The 17654-nt window shown below is 69.7% G+C and carries 15 protein-coding genes; 4 read left to right on the top strand and 11 right to left on the bottom strand.

Annotated features, from left to right (window positions below):
- The first annotated feature begins 108 nt into the window (after positions 1-108).
- The 3 genes from MKL01_RS08465 to MKL01_RS08455 all read left to right on the top strand — a co-directional run bounded on the left by MKL01_RS08465 (position 109) and on the right by MKL01_RS08455 (position 4187).
- A complete protein-coding gene (locus MKL01_RS08465; RefSeq protein ID WP_313901444.1) occupies positions 109-1332 on the top strand; it encodes a glycosyltransferase family 4 protein in 1224 nt (407 codons plus the stop codon).
- Positions 1329-2852 carry a lipopolysaccharide biosynthesis protein gene (locus MKL01_RS08460; RefSeq protein WP_243904770.1) on the top strand — a complete coding sequence of 508 codons (1524 nt, stop codon included), beginning with the start codon at positions 1329-1331 and terminating at the stop codon, positions 2850-2852. The genes MKL01_RS08465 and MKL01_RS08460 overlap by 4 nt, the downstream gene beginning before the upstream one ends.
- Positions 2853-2939: 87 nt before the next feature.
- A complete protein-coding gene (locus tag MKL01_RS08455; protein WP_243904769.1) occupies positions 2940-4187 on the top strand; it encodes a hypothetical protein in 1248 nt (415 codons plus the stop codon).
- A 58-nt stretch (positions 4188-4245) separates the two neighbouring features.
- Here MKL01_RS08455 and MKL01_RS08450 read toward each other — a convergent pair whose 3' ends face one another.
- A complete protein-coding gene (locus tag MKL01_RS08450) occupies positions 4246-4590 on the bottom strand; it encodes a response regulator (protein WP_243904768.1) in 345 nt (114 codons plus the stop codon).
- Positions 4591-4933: 343 nt separating this feature from the next.
- Between MKL01_RS08450 and MKL01_RS08445 the strand changes: the two genes are divergently transcribed.
- Positions 4934-5110, top strand: a complete 177-nt coding sequence (locus MKL01_RS08445; RefSeq protein WP_243904767.1) for a hypothetical protein — start codon at positions 4934-4936, stop codon at positions 5108-5110.
- Between the two features lie 22 nt (positions 5111-5132).
- Here MKL01_RS08445 and MKL01_RS08440 read toward each other — a convergent pair whose 3' ends face one another.
- The 10 genes from MKL01_RS08440 to ccmE form a co-directional block, all read right to left on the bottom strand.
- The gene (locus MKL01_RS08440; protein WP_243904766.1) at positions 5133-6050 is read right to left on the bottom strand and encodes a LysR family transcriptional regulator; all 918 of its coding nucleotides are present in this window, start codon (positions 6048-6050) and stop codon (positions 5133-5135) included.
- 76 nt (positions 6051-6126) lie between these two features.
- Positions 6127-7788, bottom strand: coding sequence for an OFA family MFS transporter (locus MKL01_RS08435; RefSeq protein WP_243904765.1), 1662 nt, complete (start codon positions 7786-7788; stop codon positions 6127-6129).
- Between the two features lie 366 nt (positions 7789-8154).
- Positions 8155-8448, bottom strand: a complete 294-nt coding sequence (locus tag MKL01_RS08430; protein WP_243904764.1) for a formate dehydrogenase subunit delta — start codon at positions 8446-8448, stop codon at positions 8155-8157.
- Positions 8449-8452: 4 nt separating this feature from the next.
- Complete coding sequence (gene fdhF / locus MKL01_RS08425; protein ID WP_243904763.1) at positions 8453-11326, bottom strand: formate dehydrogenase subunit alpha; 2874 nt, start codon at positions 11324-11326, stop codon at positions 8453-8455.
- Positions 11327-11336: 10 nt separating this feature from the next.
- Positions 11337-12896, bottom strand: coding sequence for a formate dehydrogenase beta subunit (locus MKL01_RS08420; RefSeq protein ID WP_243904762.1), 1560 nt, complete (start codon positions 12894-12896; stop codon positions 11337-11339).
- Complete coding sequence (locus tag MKL01_RS08415; protein ID WP_243904761.1) at positions 12893-13366, bottom strand: formate dehydrogenase subunit gamma; 474 nt, start codon at positions 13364-13366, stop codon at positions 12893-12895. Before MKL01_RS08415 ends, MKL01_RS08420 begins: the two co-directional genes overlap by 4 nt.
- Positions 13367-13691: 325 nt before the next feature.
- On the bottom strand, positions 13692-14348 hold the full coding sequence (locus MKL01_RS08410) for a glutathione S-transferase family protein (RefSeq protein WP_243904760.1): 657 nt from the start codon (positions 14346-14348) through the stop codon (positions 13692-13694).
- A gap of 94 nt (positions 14349-14442) precedes the next feature.
- Positions 14443-14964, bottom strand: a complete 522-nt coding sequence (locus MKL01_RS08405) for a cytochrome c-type biogenesis protein (protein WP_243904759.1) — start codon at positions 14962-14964, stop codon at positions 14443-14445.
- A 53-nt stretch (positions 14965-15017) separates the two neighbouring features.
- Positions 15018-17018 (bottom strand): heme lyase CcmF/NrfE family subunit, encoded by a 2001-nt coding sequence (locus MKL01_RS08400; RefSeq protein WP_243904758.1) that lies wholly within the window; start codon positions 17016-17018, stop codon positions 15018-15020.
- A gap of 10 nt (positions 17019-17028) precedes the next feature.
- Entirely contained in the window at positions 17029-17556 is a 528-nt protein-coding gene (gene ccmE, locus MKL01_RS08395) for a cytochrome c maturation protein CcmE (protein WP_243904757.1), read from the bottom strand.
- Positions 17557-17654 lie beyond the last annotated feature (98 nt).

Here is a 17654-nt window from a genome sequence, read left to right as displayed (position 1 = left end):
GCCCCTTCCCTGCCCCAGGCCTATGCCCGCCTCCTGCCCGGGGCGCCGGCCCCGGCGGCGCGCGCCGCGCCGGCCGACGCGGCCGCCCTGCGCGCATCCACGACGCCCCTGCGGATCCTGCACCTCAGCGCCCTCTACCCGCCCTACATCGTCGGCGGCGCCGAGCGCTCGGTGGAGCACCTCGCCGAGGAGCTGGCGGCGGCGGGCCACACGGTGGCGGCGGCCTGCATCGCGCGGGAGCCGGAGCCGAAATCCGTGCGCGGCGGCGTCACCGTCTACCGCATGGCGCACCACAACGACTTCTGGCTGGAGGACTGGCCCAAGGCGACCCGGTTCGGACGAGCCTGGGCGAAGCTCAAGCAGCAGTGGAACTTCGCCATCGCGGCCGAGTTCGGCCGCGTCCTCGACGATTTCCGGCCCGACATCGTCAACACGCACTCGCTCCTCGACGTCTCGACCCTGGTCTGGCGCGAGGCGGCCAAGCGCGGGATCCCCATCGTCCACACGGTCTGCGAGTACGACCTGATCTGCGGCAACGCCGCGATGTTCCGGGACGGCAAGCCGTGCGAGCGCTGGCACCTGGGCTGCAAGGTCGTCAACGCGGGCAAGCAGATCACCAACCGGTCGGTGGACGCGGTCGTCAGCGTCGGCACCGAGATCCTGAAGACCCACGTCGCCCACGGCCTGTTCACCCACCTCGCGCCGGAGCGGCGCCGGGTGATCTACTATTCGTGCACGGTCCCGGGGGGCGACCCGGAGGCGCGGCGGCGGATCGACCGGACCGGCAAGCCCATGACCTTCGGCTATCTCGGCCGGATCAACACCGAGAAGGGGGTCGGCACGCTGGTCGACGCATTCCGGCGGATCGGCCCCGGCGACTGGCGCTGCCTCGTCGCCGGCAACGCGATGGACGACTCGATCGAGCGCTTCACGGCGCAGGCCCAGGGCCTGCCGATCGAATTCGTCGGCTGGGCCAAGCCTGTCGACTTCCTGAGCGAGATCGATGTCCTCGTCGTGCCCTCGTTCTGGGCCGAGCCCTCGCCGCGGACGATCTACGAGGCCTACACGATGGGGGTCCCGGTGATCGGCGCGGCGTCGGGGGGGATCCCCGAGCTGATCGGCGAGGACAACGCCGACTGGCTGTTCACGCCGGGCGACGATGCCGACCTCGCCGCGCGCCTGCAGGCGGTGATCGCCCGGGGCCGCGGCGACCTGCCGGACGAGCGCGCCTTCCAGCACGTCATCCGCGAATCGACCTCCGAGCGCGTCGCCGAGAAGTATCTGGACCTCTACGCCGAGCTCGTCGCCGAGCGCCGGGCGGCCCGTCCGTGAGCGTCGGCGCACCGATCCTGACCGAGGCCGCGGCGGCGGCGGATGCCTCCGAGATCACCCCCGGCCTGGCGTTGGGCGCGGACGTGGCGGGCCGCTCCTTCGACGCGGCGCGCTGGGTCGCGCTCGCCTCCGTGGGCAACGTCGTCCTGAGCTTCGGGGTTTTCCTCGTGCTCGCCCGTCTGATCGGACCCGCGGAGTTCGGGATGGTGGCGATCGCCGCCGTCTTCATCGACATCCTGCAGATCGTCGCGCGCTGCGGCCTGCCGGACGCGGTGGTGCAGCGGGCCGACTACGACGAGGCCTTCGCCGCCACCGCCTTCTGGGTGATGCTGGCGGCCGGCACCCTCTGGGCCGCCGCGCTGATCGCCCTCTCGGGCCCGATCGCCTGGATGTTCGATCTGCCGGAACTGCGCCCGGTCCTGTGCGCCCTCTCCGCCTGCTTCGTGATCACCGCCGCGGGGGCCATCCACGAGGCCCGCCTCCAGCGCAGCTTCGGCTTCCGCAAGCTCGCCCTGCGGGCGCTGGGCGCCAACATCCTCGGCGGCGCGGCCGCCCTGGCGCTGGCGACCTCCGGCTACGGCGTCTGGAGCCTCGTGGTGCAGCGCCTCGTCGCCGCCACGGCGACCACGCTCCTCACCTGGGCGGCGTCCCGCTGGATCCCGGCCCGGCGCCTGGACCTCGCGGCCGCGCGCACGCAGATCGCCTTCGGCTCGCGGGTGTTCTGCACCTACCTGCTGCTCGTGGCGTCGATCCGCAGCCAGGAGGTGATCGCCGCCTATTTCCTGTCGGCCGCCGATGTCGGCTACCTGCGCCTCGCATGGCGCTGCATCGACCTCGTGAGCCAAGTTGCGGTCATCCCGCTGACGACGGTCGGCCTGACCACCTATGCACGGCTCCAGGACCAGCCGGCGGAGCTCGCGGCCACCTTCTACGACTTCACCGCGGCCTCGGCGTTCCTGGCGGTCCCCGCCTTCTTCGGCATGGCGGCCGTCGCCCCGACGCTGATCCCGTTCCTGTTCGGCGACCAGTGGCACGACGCGGCGCCGGTGCTGCGGATGCTGGCGTTCCTGGCGCCCGAGTTCGTCGCCACATCGATGCTGTGGATGATCTTCACGGCGCTCGGGCAGACCGGCACGGCCCTGCGTCTGGCGGGTGTGCAATTCGCCCTCGGCGCGGTGGCGGCCGTCCTGACCGCGCCGCTGGGGCTGGCGACGCTGGCGGTCGGGCACGTGGTGCGGGCCTACCTGTTCTCGCCCGTGATCGTGGCCAAGGTCGGAGGCCTCGTCCCGGTCGGCAACCGGCACCTCGCCCGCGTGCTGCTGCCGGTGACGGCCTGCGCGGCGGTGATGGCCGGCCTCGTCCTGCTGATCCAGGGACCGATCCACGACGTCCTCGGAGACCGGCTCGGCCTGTTCGCCGCGGTGGCGATCGGCGTCCTCGCCTATGCCGGGCTGGCCCAGGTCCTGATGCGGGATACGCTCCGCACCGCCCTCGGCTTCTTCCTGCGCCGCTCCGCCTGATCTGCACCCTCCGCCAACCTTTGCGCGCCAGGATGGAGGCGGCAGCCCGCTGCGACGGCACCGCACGCGTTCGAACGGATCGGGACCATGACGGGACAGACGATGGCGACGGGGGAGCGGGTGCGGGCGCCGTCCGTCGCGGCCGACGGCGCGACGGTGTTCCTGCTCGGTGCCGCCCTGCAGTTCAACGTGCTGACGTCGAGCTTCGGGCTGCCGTTCCAGCGGCTGTCCGATCTCCTGCCCTTCCTCCTCATTCCCTGGTTCGGACTGCGCCGCGCCGTCGTGGCGGAAGCCCTGCGCAACGTCGCGCCGCTCGGCGCGATTGTCGGCCTGATCGCCGCCTCCCTGGTGCTGAAGGCGCAGACGCTGGCGGGTGACATCTACCTGACGCTCGTCCTGCTGCTCTACGTCGTCCAGGCGTTCATCCTGCTGGTGATGTTCCGCGACCGGCGCCTCGAGAACGCGTTCTGCATCGGCCTGCTCGCCGGCTTCCTCGGCTCCCTGGCGGTCCTGCTGCTGGCCTCGACGGGCGTCGACCTGGAGCGGTTCGGCCTCGCGGTGCCCACGGACGGCCTCGACGAAGAGCTGAAGCTCTTCTTCCAGGACAAGCTGGGCGGCCTCTGGATCTCCGGCAACGAGACCGGCCACGTCTTCGCCCTGGCCGGGGTCGCCGCGCTGCTGCTGAGCCTGCGCTACCGCATGAAGGCGATCTATCTCGTCTATTTCGTCGCCCTGCTGGCGAGTTTCCCGCTGACCAACAACCGCGCCGGCCTGTTCATGCCGCTTCTGTTCCTGGCCGTGCTGATGCGGCGGAACCTGACCGCGCCCGCGGTCCTGACGGGGCTGGGCATCCTGGGGGGCCTGCTCATCGCGTGGTCGATGACCGGCGAGATTCCCCTGCCCGGGACCCTGGCGCAGGCGATCGAGCGGCGCTTCGCCGAGGACACCAACGTCTCCAGCAACGTCGACGAGCGGTTCCTGTCGGGGGTCTCCGCCCTCCAGCTCGTCGTCACCTATCCGTTCGGCGTCGGCGAGGTCGCCCGGCGCGAGGAGCTCCAGGCGCTCACCGGCCTCGTGACACCGCACAACGGCTTCGTCTCCCTGGCCCTGCAGAGCGGCGTCGCGATCCTCGTGCTCCTCGTCGCCGGGCTGGTCCGGATCCTCCTGGCGCCCGGTGCCGCGGGCCCCCTGCTGACCTACACCGCCCTGTTCCTCATCCCGTCGCTGATGTTCGAGGAACTCTCGGTCAATCAGTACGTCCTGTTCTCCATGGCGCTGGTCATCGCCTCGCTGGCGATCCCGCGCGCTGTCGCGGACGGTGCCGGGCCGCGCTGAGGCCGGCAGGGCTTCGCACCCGGCCCCGCGGCGACGGGGGCCGTATTCAGCGCAGTCACTAGGCGTCCTGCGCGATGATACCCCGGACGGCGTCGAGCATCCGCGCCCGGGCGTAGGGCTTGCGCAGGAAGCAGGCGCGGCTCGGCACGTCGCCGGGCATCGGCTCGATCCTGCCGGACGTCATGATGATGCCCACGCCCGGCCAGCGCCGGTCGACGCAGGCCGCCAGGACGATCCCGTCGAACCCGCTGCGCAGATCGATATCCGTGATCACGACGCGGATATTGTCGATATTCTCCAGGGCACACACGGCATCTGCAGCGTTGCAGACATCCACGGCGTCATATCCGGCAACCTCCAGCAACTCGACGGCTGCCATACGCTCGATGACTTCATCTTCCACGATCAGTACGGTCGGCTTCCGCCGAACCGGCGAATGTGAGACTGGATGCATGGCCGAAATTTCCCAGCCGGGACCGCTTTGCAGCCCATGAACTATGAAACTCCTGCTTCGATCAAGCTACTATTGGTTGCAAATTTCCAATCAATACATCTTTGGATCGCATTCGGCTGCCGTCCGGTGGAGTAAGGCGCTGCGGCTATTGTGTTTTTGACGGAACTGTGATTTTTATACAGCTTCCGCTCGAAGAACTCAGAGTTTTTAACTTGAGTTGTTGCGTCGAATGCAATATAGGTTGCGCATAGCCCGGAGCCGGGCACAGGGGAGCGTCGATCTCGCCTCGCAGATGATCGAGGCTTCCAGCGTCAATGAGGCGATCGAGGTCGCCAGCCGCGCCATGGGCACGTTCCTGGCGGACGTCCCCGGGGTGGGCATCCTCACCGACGCCGTCGCGGGCGGCCTCGTCTGGTCTTCCAGGCGAAACATGCCGCCGGTGTCGGAACCCGATCTCCTGCGCCCCTGACGCGATCGACCCATGCCCGCCGTCAGGCCGTTCCCGAGCCGGGCAATGCAGGATCCAGGGTCCGCGCGAGCGACCGGGCGATCGCCACCAGGGCGGTGACGATGGGCGTGGACGGCTCCCGGCGGGGGGCGACGAGGCCGATCGTGTGCTCCAGGTCCGGGGCGGTGATCGGGATGGCGCGTACGCCCTCCATGGGCCCGAGGGCGTCGACCAGGATCTCCGGCATGATCGAGGCCCAGCGCAGGGTGCGCACGTGGGTCAGCAGCACGATCATCGAGTTGGATTCGAGGGTGGCGGCGGGATCCGCCCCCGCCTCCCGGATCTGCTGGTCGATGATCCGCCGGTTCTGCATGTTCGGCGTGAGCAGGCAGAGCGGCAGGCTGCAGGTCTCGGCCCAGGTGACGCTGGCGCGTCCGTCGAACGGGCCGCCGATGGCCGTCACCAGCCGGTAGCGCTCCCGGTAGAGCGGCACCGACACCACCCGCCCCAGCGGCTCGTTGTCGAGGTAGGTGAGGCCGGCATCCGCCTCAAGGTTCTCGATCAGCGAGAAGATGTCCGTCGAGGTCGCGGATTCCACGGAGAGCCGCACGTCCGGATGGCGCTCGCGGTACGGCGTGGTCAGGTGCACGATCATCGGCAGCGCCGTGGGGATCGCGGCGATGCGCAGGTGGCCGGTCAGGCCGCGGCGCAGGCCGGTGACCTCCTCGTGCATCGCCCGGGCGTCGGCCACGATGCGCCGGGCCCATTCCAGCACCCGCTCGCCCTCCGGGGTGAAGCCCTGGAAGCGCGAGCCGCGCAGCACGAGCTGCACGCCGAAGCGGTTCTCGAGCTGCTTCACGCCCGCCGAGAGCGTCTGCTGGGTCACCCCGCAGGTCTCGGCGGCGTGGCCGAAATGCTGCTCGCGGGCCAGCGCGAGCAGGAAGTCCAGCTTGTCGATCACGACGGAGGGCTCCCGGCACGGCGAGGCTCGGAAAACCTAGCGACCCGCCGTGCCGCCCACAACCGGCCGTCCCGTCTCACCGGAACAGGATGAAGGCCTTCGACAGGGTGATGCCGATGCCCCAGACGATCGGGATGCCGACCACCGCCCAGGCCAGGGCGGCACCGAGGTCGAACCCGCCGCGGCCGATGCCGAAGGAGCCCGACGGACCCGAGGCCGTGGCGCCCGCCCGGACGTCGAGGGCGGCGCGCTCGGAATCCGACATGAACCAGCGGCTGGCCAGCGGCCGGACCAGCAGGTTGCAGACGAACCCGACCGCCAGGAACCCCGCGAGCACGTACATGGTCCGGCCGTAGAGATCGGCGCCCTGGACTCCGGCTGCCGCCTGGGCCTCGCGGATCTTGGTGACCACGAAGGGCCCGACGATGCCGGCGGTCGACCACGCGGTGAGCAGGCGCCCGTGGATGGCCCCCACGAACTGCGTGCCGAACACGTCGGCGAGGTAGGCCGGGATCGTCGCGAAGCCGCCGCCGTACATCGACAGGATCACGCAGAAGATCCCGACGAACAGCGCCTGCGAGCCGATCCCCGCCGCCCAGGGCGCGGCCGCGTAGAGCAGGCCGCCCAGCGCGAAGAAGGTCGCGTAGGTGAGCTTGCGGCCGATCCGGTCCGACATCGAGGCCCAGAAGAACCGGCCCAGGATGTTGAACAGCGACAGCAGGCCGACGAAGCCCGCCGCGATCGCCGCGACCTGCGCCTTCTGGCCGCCATCGAGGGCGGCGAAGCCGGTGCCCGGCAACCCGATCAGCGATCCGCCGAAGATCTCCTGGAGCATCGGCGAGGCCAGCGCCAGCACGCCGATCCCGGCCGACACGTTGAGGCAGAGGACGAGCCAGATCATCCAGAACTGGAAGGTCTTGTGCGCATCGCGCAGGTGGACGTGCCCCGAGGCGATCATGGCGTTCTTGGCGGCGGGCGCCGTCCATCCGTCCGGGCGCCAGCCCGCGGGGGGGACCCGGTAACCGAAGGCGCCGCCCAGCATGAACACGAGATAGCCCACGCCCATCACCGCGAGCGTCTGCCAGACGCCGGCCGAGTCGGCGCTCCGGAACGTCTTGATCAGGCCGTCGGCGAGGGGCGAGCCGATCATCGCGCCGCCGCCGAAACCCATGATCGCCATGCCGGTGGCCATGCCGCGGCGGTCGGGAAACCACTTGATCAGCGTCGAGACCGGCGAGATGTAGCCGAGGCCGAGGCCGATGCCGCCGATCAGGCCCAGGCCGAGCCAGACCAGCCAGAGCTGGTGAAGGTAGACGCCGAACGCGCCGATCAGGAAGCCGCCCCCCCAGCACAGGGCGGCGGCGATGCCGGCCTTGCGCGGCCCGGCGCGCTCCAGCCAGCCGCCGAACAGGGCGGCCGACAGGCCGAGCACGACGATGCCGATCGAGAAGATCGTGACGAGGTCGCTGACGCGCCAGTCGCAGGTGGTGGTGAACAGGGCCGTCATCACGCCCATGTCGGGGCAGGCGGCGGGGGCGGGCTGGCCGACCGAGAGCGCCCGGCTCAGCGGCAGCCAGAACACCGACAGGCCGTAGGCCATGCCGATGCAGAGATGGATCGCGAGCGCCGCGGGCGGCACCAGCCATCGGTTGAAGCCCGGCTTGGCGATGATCCGCTCGCGCGACAACACATTCGGCTTCACATCAGGCGCGACCGCGCCCGCGACTCCGGCTCCCATGATGAACTCCTCCACGGCGGCCACGTACGCGGGCCACTCGGCCGGGGAAGATGCGCGATTTGTGTGCAGTGTGCCAGCGCGCAGATCGAGACGTGGACACATTTAATCCCGTCCTGCGCATTCTGCATACGCTTCTGGGATAGATGTGGTCTCATCCCCGACGCCGGCCATCCGCGCGGACAAGTCGCTTGCTAGCGCCCTGCCAGCCAGCCCGTCATCTCGGGGGCTTCGCGGCGGCAGCCGGGATCCCAGCGCATGGATAGGCCAAGCCTTTGCACTAGCGACGTTTTCCGCCGGCTTCGGCTCTGGCGCCCCGGAATCACGGTGCAGGCGGCTTCGGGTCCTCCCGAACCGGAACGTAGCCCGTCAGCCCGCGTCGCTCGCGCCCTCGCCGAGCTTCTGCGGATCGCGGGTCGCCGGACGCACCGGACTCTCGGCCTGCGGTTCGGCGCCGAGCATCGCCCGCTGCACCAGGATGTCGGCCCGGTCGCCCATCTCGGGCAAGGCGGCCTCGAGCTTCGAGACCATCTTGGGCGTCCAGAACGCCACGATGTGCTTGTGCACCCCCGCCACCGCCTCCTCCTCCGGATAGGACCGGAAGAAGCTCGCGATCTGGTTGGCCATGCGGAGGAGCTTGTCCTCCTGTCTGACAGCGCTCATCGCCTCACTCCGCCGCGTCGAGCGCGGTATCCTGGGAATTGGCGATGCGCGTCAGCGAGAAATCCTCCTCGTAGAACTTCGCCTGCCAGTCGGAGGGCCGGTTGGTCCGCCGGACCTGCACCGCCGTCACCTTGTACTCGGGGCAGTTGGTCGCCCAGTCCGAGTAGTCGGTGGTGATGACGTTGGCGCCGGTCTTGGCGTGGTGGAAGGTGGTGTAGACCACGCCGGGCTGCATCCGCTCCGAGACCCTGGCCTTCAGGGCGATGTCGCCCGAGCGGCTCTCCAGCGAGACGAGGTCGCCGTCGACGATGCCGCGCAGCTCCGCGTCGAACGGGTGGATCTCCAGCACGTCCTCCTCGTGCCAGCGCGAGTTCTCGGTGCGCCGCGTCTGCGCGCCGACATTGTACTGGGACAGGATCCGGCCCGTGGTCAGGATCAGCGGGAACTTCGCCCCCGTGCGCTCCTCGGTGGCGACGAACTCGGTGATCATGAACCGGCCCTTGCCGCGGACGAAGCGGTCCACGTGCATCATCGGCGTGCCGAGCGGCGCCTTCTCGTTGCAGGGCCACTGCACCGAGCCCAGCTCGTCGAGCTTGGCGTAGGAGACGCCGGTGAAGCTCGGCGTCAGCGACGCGATCTCGTCCATGATCTCGGACGGGTGGCTGTACTCCATCTTGTAGCCCAGCGCGTTCGAGAGCAGCACCGTACCTTCCCAGTCGCCGTAGCCGCCGAGCGGCGCCATGACCTTGCGGACCCGCGAGATCCGGCGCTCGGCGTTGGTGAAGGTCCCGTCCTTCTCCAGGAACGAGGCGCCCGGCAGGAAGACGTGGGCGTACTTGGCGGTCTCGTTGAGGAACAGATCCTGGATGACGATGCACTCCATCGCCATCAGGCCCGAGGTGACGTGGTGCGTGTCGGGGTCGGACTGGGCGATGTCCTCGCCCTGGATGTACATGCCCTTGAAGCCGCCCTCGACGGCCTCGTCGAGCATGTTGGTGATGCGCAGGCCCGGCGCGCCGTCCAGCTTGGCGCCCCAGAGGGCCTCGAAGCTCTCGCGGGTGGCATCGTCCGAGACGTGGCGGTAGCCGGTGAGCTCGTGCGGGAACGAGCCCATGTCGCAAGAGCCCTGGACGTTGTTCTGGCCGCGCAGCGGGTTCACGCCGGCCCCGAGCTTGCCGATGTTGCCGGTGGCCATGGCGATGTTGGCCATGCCCATGACCATGGTCGAGCCCTGGCTGTGCTCGGTGACGCCCAGCCCGTAATAGATGCCGGCCGCGCCGCCCGTGGCGTAGAGGCGGGCCGCCGCGCGGACCTCCGCCGGGTCGAGGCCGGTGAATTGCTGCTGGTTCTCCGGGGAGTGCCGGTCCTCGGCGATGAACCGGGCCCAGGACTCGAACTCGGCGAGGTCGCAGCGCTCGCGGACATAGGCCTCGTCGACCAGCCCCTCGGTGACGATCACGTGCGCCAGCGAGTTGATGAAGGCGACGTTAGAGCCGGGCTTCAGCGGCAGGTGATAGTCGGCCTTGATGTGGGGCGATTTCACCAAATCGATCTTGCGCGGATCCGCCACGATGAGCTTCGCACCCTCGCGGAGGCGCCGCTTCATCCGCGACCCGAAGACCGGGTGGCCGTCGGTCGGGTTGGCGCCGATCACCAGGATCACGTCGGACTGCTCGACCGACTTGAAGTCCTGGGTGCCGGCCGAGGTGCCGAGCGTCGACATCAGGCCGTAGCCGGTGGGCGAATGGCAGACCCGGGCGCAGGTGTCGACGTTGTTGTTGCCGAAGGCGGCACGCACCAGCTTCTGGACGAGGTAGGCCTCCTCGTTGGTGCAGCGCGACGAGGTGATGCCCCCGACCGAGTCTTTTCCGTATTGCGCCTGGATGCGCTTGAACTCGGAGGCCGCGCGGTCGATCGCCTCCTCCCAGGAGACCTCGCGCCACGGATCCGTGATCTTCTCGCGGATCATCGGCTTGGTGATGCGGTCCTTGTGGGTGGCGTAGCCGTAGGCGAAGCGGCCCTTCACGCAGCTATGGCCCTCGTTGGCCTTGCCGCCCTTGTAGGGGACCATGCGGACGACGCGCTCGCCCTGCATCTCGGCCTTGAACGAGCAGCCGACGCCGCAATACGCGCAGGTCGTCACCTCCGCGTGCTCGGGCTGGCCGAACTCGTGGATCGACTTCTCCTGGAGGGTCGCGGTCGGGCAGGCCTGCACGCAGGCGCCGCAGGACACGCACTCCGACTCGAAGAAGTTGGTCGGGCCGGCCGCCACGCGGCTGTCGAAGCCGCGGCCCGCGATGGTCAGCGCGAAGGTGCCCTGCACCTCCTCGCAGGCGCGGACGCAGCGGTTGCAGACGATGCACTTCGACGGGTCGTAGGTGAAGTACGGGTTCGACTCGTCCTTCGGCAGGTACTTCTCGGCACTCGGCGCGACGTGGTTGTCGCCGTCGTAGCCGTAGCGCACGTCGCGCAGGCCGACGACGCCGGCCATGTCCTGCAGCTCGCAATCGCCGTTGGCCGCGCAGGTCAGGCAGGTCAGCGGGTGGTCGGAGATGTAGAGCTCCATCACGCCCTTGCGGAGCTTGTGGAGCCTGTCGTTCTGCGTGTGCACCACCATGCCGTTCTCGGCCGGGGTCGTGCAGGACGCGGGTGTGCCGCGCCGTCCCTCGATCTCCACGAGGCACAGCCGGCAGGAGCCGAAGGGCTCCAGCGAATCCGTGGCGCAGAGCTTCGGGATCTGGGTGCCGGCGTGCATCGCCGCCGCCATCACCGAGGTGCCGGCCGGAACCGTGACCTCCATGCCGTCGATCGTCAGGGTGACGGTCTGCTCCGCCACGCGGATCGGCGTGCCGTAGTCGATCTCCTTGATCAGGCCCATCGACGCCTCCTCACTCGGCCGCGGCCGGCAGATCGCCGGCGCGCCTGAAATCCTCGGGAAAGTGGGTGATCGCGCTCATCACGGGCATCGGCGTGAGCCCGCCCATGGCGCAGAGCGACCCGTCGGTCATGACCTCGCAGAGGTCCTCGACCAGCTTCAGGTTCGCCTCCGGCCGGATGCCGGCGATCACCTTGTCCATCGTCTCGACGCCCCGCGTCGCGCCGATCCGGCACGGGGTGCACTTGCCGCACGATTCGGTCGCGCAGAACTCGAAGGCGAACCGGGCCTGGGCGGCCATGTCGACGGTGTCGTCGAACACCACGATGCCGCCGTGGCCGACGAGGCCCTTCTTGGCCGCCATCGCTTCGTAATCCAGCGGCGTGTCGAGCATGTGATCGGGGAAGTAGGCCCCGAGCGGCCCGCCGACCTGCACGGCCCGGACCGGCCGCCCCGAACGGGTGCCGCCGCCGAAATCCTCGATCACCTGCCGCAGGGTGATGCCGAAGGCGATCTCGATCAGGCCGCCATGCTTGATGTTGCCGGCGAGCTGGATCGGCAGGGTGCCGAGGGAGCGGCCCATGCCGTAATCGGCGTAGGCCTTGGCGCCGTTCTCCAGGATCCACGGCACGGCCGTGAAGGTCATGACGTTGTTGACCAGTGTCGGCTTGCCGAGGAAGCCCTTCAGCGCCGGGATCGGCGGCTTGGCGCGCACGATGCCCCGCTTGCCTTCCAGACTCTCCAGCAACGAGGTCTCCTCGCCGCAGATATAGGCGCCGGCGCCCAGCCGCACTTCAAGGTGAAAGCTCTTGCCCGAGCCCAGGATGTCGTCGCCGAGCACGCCGGCCTCGATGCCGTTGGCGATGGCCTCCTTGAGGATCGCAAACGCCTGCGGATACTCGGAGCGCAGGTAGATGTAGCCGCGGGTGGCGCCGGTCGCCACGGCCGCGATGGTCATGCCCTCGATGAGGTTGAAGGGATCGCCCTCCATCATCATCCGGTCGGCGAAGGTGCCGGAATCGCCCTCGTCGGCGTTGCAGACCACGTACTTCTGGTCCGCCTTGGCGAGCATCACGGTGTTCCACTTGATGCCGGCCGGGAAGCCGGCACCGCCCCGGCCGCGCAGACCGGAATCGCGCACCGCCGCGACGATACCCTCGGCATCGAGCTTCAGCGCCGCCTCCAGGCCGCGGTAGCCGCCATGGGCCCGGTAATCCGCGACGGAGACCGGGTCGATCACGCCGCAGCGGTGGAAGGTCAGGCGCTGCTGCCGGGCGAGGTAGGGGATCTTCTCGGGGTCGCCGAGGCGCAGGGGATGGTCGCCGCCGGTGGCGAGGTCGGCCTCCAGCAGGGCGTCGACGTCCTCCAGCTTCACCGGGCCGTAGGCGATGCGCCCCTCGGGCGTGCCGACCTCGACCATCGGCTCCAGCCAGGTCAGGCCGCGGGAGCCGGTGCGCACGATGGTGACGTCGAGGCCGCGGCGCTCGGCGCCGGCGAACAGGGCGCGGGCGACCTTGTTGGCGCCGAGCCCGATCGCGACGGCGTCGCGGGGAACGTAGAGCGTGACGCTCACTGGCGCACCTCCGTGAGGGCAGCTTCGAGGGCGTCGGCGGTCAGGTGCGCGACGGGCTCACCGTCCACCAGCGCGGCGGGGCCGTTGGCGCAGAGGCCGAGGCAGTAGACCGGCTCCACCGTGGCGTTGCCGTCGGCGGTTGTCTCGTGCCAGCCGCAGCCGAGGCGGCCGAGGATCTCCCGGTGGAGCTTGTCCGAGCCCATGGCCTGGCAGGCCTCGGCCCGGCACAGCTTCACCTCATGGCGGCCCGCGGGGTGGGCGCGGAAGTCGTGGTAGAAGGTGATGCAGCCGTGCACCTCGGCGCGCGACAGGTTCAGCGCGTCCGCGATCAGCGGGACCGCGCCGGAATCCACGTAGCCGAACGTCTCCTGCAGGGCATGCAGGATCGGCAGCGTGGCCCCTTCGAGATGGGTGTGTTCGGCGATGATCCCGGTAGCGCGGTCGGCGCTCCAGGGCTCGTGACGCGCCATGGTTTCCAGCCCAGTCTGTTCCTGTTCTAATGCGAAGAGGAACAGAAATGCCGGTTGGCTTCAATCGCGCAGTCCGGTTGCTCGACAAAGGACGTCTGTCGATCTGTCACCGGAGATCATGGGCTCGAAGGCGAGCCGTTAAGATATTGTCCGGGCTTGCGTTTTCAGCTCACCGCAGCGCTCGTATTTTCTTGTGTGCGCCGCAACATAAATTTGTGCCCTGCAAGAAATTGCATGTCTGTCCGTCGGCTGATGGTGCAACCGCACCGTCGTCGCGTCGCCCCGCTGCCATCGACGGGGCGCGATCCCACGGTCCTCGGACGGATCAGAACTCCATTTCCAGCTCTTCGATCTCGTCCGGCTCGTCGGCGGCGGCCTCGGCCCACTCGATCATCAGCGGCCAGTGCAGGATCGTGTCGCGATAGGCGGCGGCCCGGGGCGGCAGCGCGACATCGTAGGTGCGGAAGCGGGTGCAGACCGGGGCGAACATGGCGTCCGCCAGGCACGGGCGATCACCGAACAGGTAGGGCCCCTCGTAGCGGTCCAGGCAATCGTCGAAGATCGTGCAGAGGCGCTCGATATCGGCCTTCGCGCCGTTGAACACGGGGAAAGCGGGGTGGAAGGCGCGCAAATTCATCGGCAGGGCCGATCGCAGGTTGACGAAGCCCGAATGCATCTCGCCGGAGATCGAGCGGCAATGGGCACGCTCCGCCAGGGGTTCGGGCAGCAGGCCGGCCTTAGGGAAGGTCTCGCCGAGATACTCGGCGATGGCGAGCGTGTCCCAGACGACCACGTCGCCGTGGCGCAGGCGCGGGACCAGGAAGGACGGCGACAGGTGGAGCAATTCCGCCCGGCTGCCGGCATCCGTGCCGGAGAGGACCTCGGTCTGGAAGTCGAGCCCTGTCATCCGGCAGATCAGCCAGCCCCGCAGGGACCACGAGGAGTAGTTGCGGCTCGAGATGGTGAGCGTAGCGGCCGTCATCGTCCTGCCCCGGGCGCGTCGCCGATCAAGCGGTCAGCGATGCCCGATCCAAGACTCGTGCCGATGGGCGGGCGAATCATCGCTGAACCCGATTCTACTCCCGTCGCAGGAGCGCCGCGACCTCTGCCTCTTCGGACGGCGACAGAGTCGGAGCCGGCACCGCCGGGCGACGGCGGGCGAGGCGCCAGAGGCCCAGGCCGCCCAGAAGGACCGCGAGCACCGGGGTCAGCCACAGCAGCAGGGTGTGCAGGGCGAAGACCGGGCGCAGCAGCACGAACTCGCCGTAGCGGTCGACGACGTAGTTCAGGACGGCCGGATCGCTGTCGCCTTTCTGCAGGCGCTCGCGGACGATGAGGCGCAGATCCTTGGCGAGCGGCGCGTCGGAATCGTCGATCGACTGGTTCTGGCAGACGAGGCAGCGCAGCTCGGACGAGATCTCCCGGGCGCGGTGCTCGAGGGCGGGATCCCTCAGCACCTCGTCGGGCTGGACGGCGCAGGCGGGGGTGACGATCGCTGCGAGAAGCAGGAGCGCCGCGCCGAGCCGAATGTGCGCGCGCCCTCCCTCCCCTGCGGGGGCGGGTATCCTGCGCAGCAGGGGGGGAGAGGGGAGCGCCATCGCAGGTACGGTCGCGCCCGATGGGAGAGTCGCGGTGGCCGTCATCGCCGCCATCACTCGGCCGGCACGGCGTTGGGGATCGGCCGCGCCTTCGCCTTGGCGGGGACGCCCACCCGCATCCGGCGGTCGGTGAGCGAGAGACCGCCGCCCAGCGCCATCACCACCGCCCCGAGCCAGATCAGCAGCACCAGGGGCTTGTAGTACAGCCGCAGGCCGACGCCGCCGTCCTGGCCCATCTCGCCGAGACTGGCGTAGACCTGGCTCGCGCCGATGGTCAGCAGGCCGGATTCGGTCACCGCCATCTTGCGGCTCGGGTAGAAGCGCTTGCCGGTCTCGACCTGGCCGACCTCGTCGCCGGCGCGGGTCCGGATCGTCAGGGAGGCGGCGGCCTCCTCGTAGTTCGGGCCCTGGCGGGGTCCGACGCGATCGAGGGTCGCCGTGTAGGGTCCCGCCGTCAGGCTCTGCCCGGGCTTGAGCGTCCCCAGCCCCTCGGTGGCCCAGCCCTGGGCGGCGATGCCCAGCACCACGATCCCGACGCCGGCATGGGCGAGCGCGGTGCCCCAGGCGGAGCGCGGCAGGCCGAGGGCACGCCGCCCGATCTGACCGAGCGAGCGGGTCCGGCTCGCGCCGTAGCCGCGGGCGCGGGCGACGATCTCCAGGGCCGAGCCGATCAGCAGGTAGGCGCCGAGACCGATCCCCAGCGGCGCCATGACGGGGCCGCCCCAGGTGAGGGCCAGCACGGCGAAGCCGATCACCAGGGCGACGGCCAGCGCGGCGAACAGGCGCTGGGCGGCGGCGAGCACGTCGCCGCGCTTCCAGGCGAGCGCCTGGCCGAACGGCACGATCAGCAGCAGCGGGATCGCCAGCGGCACGAAGGTCGAATTGAAGAAGGGCGGCCCGACCGTGATCTTCTCCCCCGTCAGCATCTCCAGGAGCAGCGGGTAGAGGGTGCCCACCAGCACGGTGGCGCAGCCCGCGACCAGGAACAGGTTGTTGAGGACGAGAGAGCCCTCCCGGGAGATCGGCGCGAACAGGCCGCCCTGCCGGAGCAGGGGCGCCCGCCACGCGAACAGCGTGAGCGAGCCGCCGATGAACAGCACCAGGATCGCCAGGATGAAGACGCCGCGGGTCGGGTCCGTGGCGAAGGAATGCACCGAGGTGATCACGCCCGAGCGGACCAGGAAGGTGCCGATCAGCGACAGCGAGAAGGTCAGGATGGCGAGCAGCACCGTCCAGACCTTCAGGGCGTCGCGCTTCTCCATCACCACCGTGGAGTGCAGCAGCGCCGTGCCGGCGATCCAGGGCATCAGGGAGGCGTTCTCGACGGGATCCCAGAACCACCAGCCGCCCCAGCCGAGCTCGTAATAGGCCCAGTAGGACCCCATCGCGATGCCCAAAGTCAGGAAGCACCACGCGGTCAGCGTCCAGGGCCGCACCGCCCGGGCCCAGACGGCGTCGATGCGCCCGTCGATCAGCGCCGCCACCGCGAAGGCGAAGCTGATCGAGAAGCCGACATAGCCGATGTAGAGGAGCGGCGGGTGGATCGCGAGGCCGGGATCCTGCAGCAGCGGGTTGAGGTCGTTGCCCTCCAGCGGCGCCGGGATCACGCGGCTGAACGGGTTCGAGGTCGTGATGATGAACAGCACGAACACGACGGTGATCAGCCCCTGGACGCCGAGCGTGTTGGCGCGCAGGCGCGGCGGCACGGCGTTCTTCGCCGCCGCCACGCAGGCGCCGAACAGGGTCAGGATCAGGACCCAGAGGAGCATCGAGCCCTCGTGGTTCCCCCAGACGCCGGAGATCTTGTAGATCAGCGGCTTCTGCGTGTGCGAGTTCTCGACGACGTTCTGGACCGAGAAGTCGGAGGTGACGTGCGCGTAGGTGAGCGCCGCGAAGGCGAACAGCACGCACGCGAAGGCGCCGAGCGCGGCCTGTGAGGCGATCTGGCGGAGCGCCGGGTCGCCCGAGCGGGCGGCCCAGATCGGCATCACCGTCTGGACCAGGGAGATCGCCAGCGCGAGCGCGAGCGCGAAATGGCCGGTCTCGACGATCATGGGGTGTCTCTCACCGCTCGCTGCGCGCACCGAGCGTGCTGTCGGTCGAGGCGGTGGCGGGCTTCGGCGCGGGGCCGCCCGTGCCGGGGCCGCCCTTGTTCGGGCCGCCCTCCTGCCAGCGTCCCTGCGCCTTCAGCGCGTCGGCCACCTCGCGGGGCATGTAGGATTCGTCGTGCTTGGCCAGCACGGTGTCGGCGCGGAACACGCCGCCCGGCTCCAGGACGCCCTCGGCGACCACGCCCTGCCCTTCCCGGAACAGGTCCGGGAGCAGGCCCTTGTACTGGACCGCGACGGTGGCGTTCGTGTCGGTCACGGCGAAATCCACGCTCTGGTCGGGCCCGCGCCGGAGCGAGCCGTCCTTCACGAGGCCGCCGAGTCGCAGGCGCGTGCCCGGCGCGATATTCTGCTGGGCGATGTCGGAGGGCGAGCGGAAGAACACGATGGATCCGCTCATGGCGAACAGGATCAGGCCCACGGCCAGCGCCAGCACGCTGCCGCAGGCGGCGATCAGGATCAGGCGGCGACTCTTACGCGTCACGATGCGTCCACCCCGCGATCCGGCGGGCGGAGATCCGCCCAGACCCGAACCGTTCTCGTTCTAGCTTTCCAGGGTGTCGGCTCCGCGGGGGCGCGGGT

Origin of the sequence: Methylobacterium sp. J-070 (assembly GCF_022829385.1) — a bacterium.
Classification (GTDB): Bacteria; Pseudomonadota; Alphaproteobacteria; order Rhizobiales; family Beijerinckiaceae; genus Methylobacterium.
The sequence above is the reverse complement of the archived record's forward strand: the minus strand, read 5'-3'. Positions and strand labels throughout refer to the sequence as shown.

Excerpts from the sequence above, each read along its gene's own strand:
- MKL01_RS08455 (WP_243904769.1), top strand. The coding sequence starts at position 2,940 with ATGACGGGACAGACGATGGCGACGGGGGAGCGGGTGCGGGCGCCGTCC.
- MKL01_RS08445 (WP_243904767.1), top strand. The coding sequence starts at position 4,934 with ATGATCGAGGCTTCCAGCGTCAATGAGGCGATCGAGGTCGCCAGCCGC.
- MKL01_RS08435 (WP_243904765.1), bottom strand. The coding sequence starts at position 7,788 with ATGGGAGCCGGAGTCGCGGGCGCGGTCGCGCCTGATGTGAAGCCGAAT.
- MKL01_RS08430 (WP_243904764.1), bottom strand. The coding sequence starts at position 8,448 with ATGAGCGCTGTCAGACAGGAGGACAAGCTCCTCCGCATGGCCAACCAG.
- fdhF (WP_243904763.1), bottom strand. The coding sequence starts at position 11,326 with ATGGGCCTGATCAAGGAGATCGACTACGGCACGCCGATCCGCGTGGCG.
- MKL01_RS08415 (WP_243904761.1), bottom strand. The coding sequence starts at position 13,366 with ATGGCGCGTCACGAGCCCTGGAGCGCCGACCGCGCTACCGGGATCATC.
- MKL01_RS08410 (WP_243904760.1), bottom strand. The coding sequence starts at position 14,348 with ATGACGGCCGCTACGCTCACCATCTCGAGCCGCAACTACTCCTCGTGG.
- MKL01_RS08405 (WP_243904759.1), bottom strand. The coding sequence starts at position 14,964 with ATGGCGCTCCCCTCTCCCCCCCTGCTGCGCAGGATACCCGCCCCCGCA.
- MKL01_RS08400 (WP_243904758.1), bottom strand. The coding sequence starts at position 17,018 with ATGATCGTCGAGACCGGCCATTTCGCGCTCGCGCTCGCGCTGGCGATC.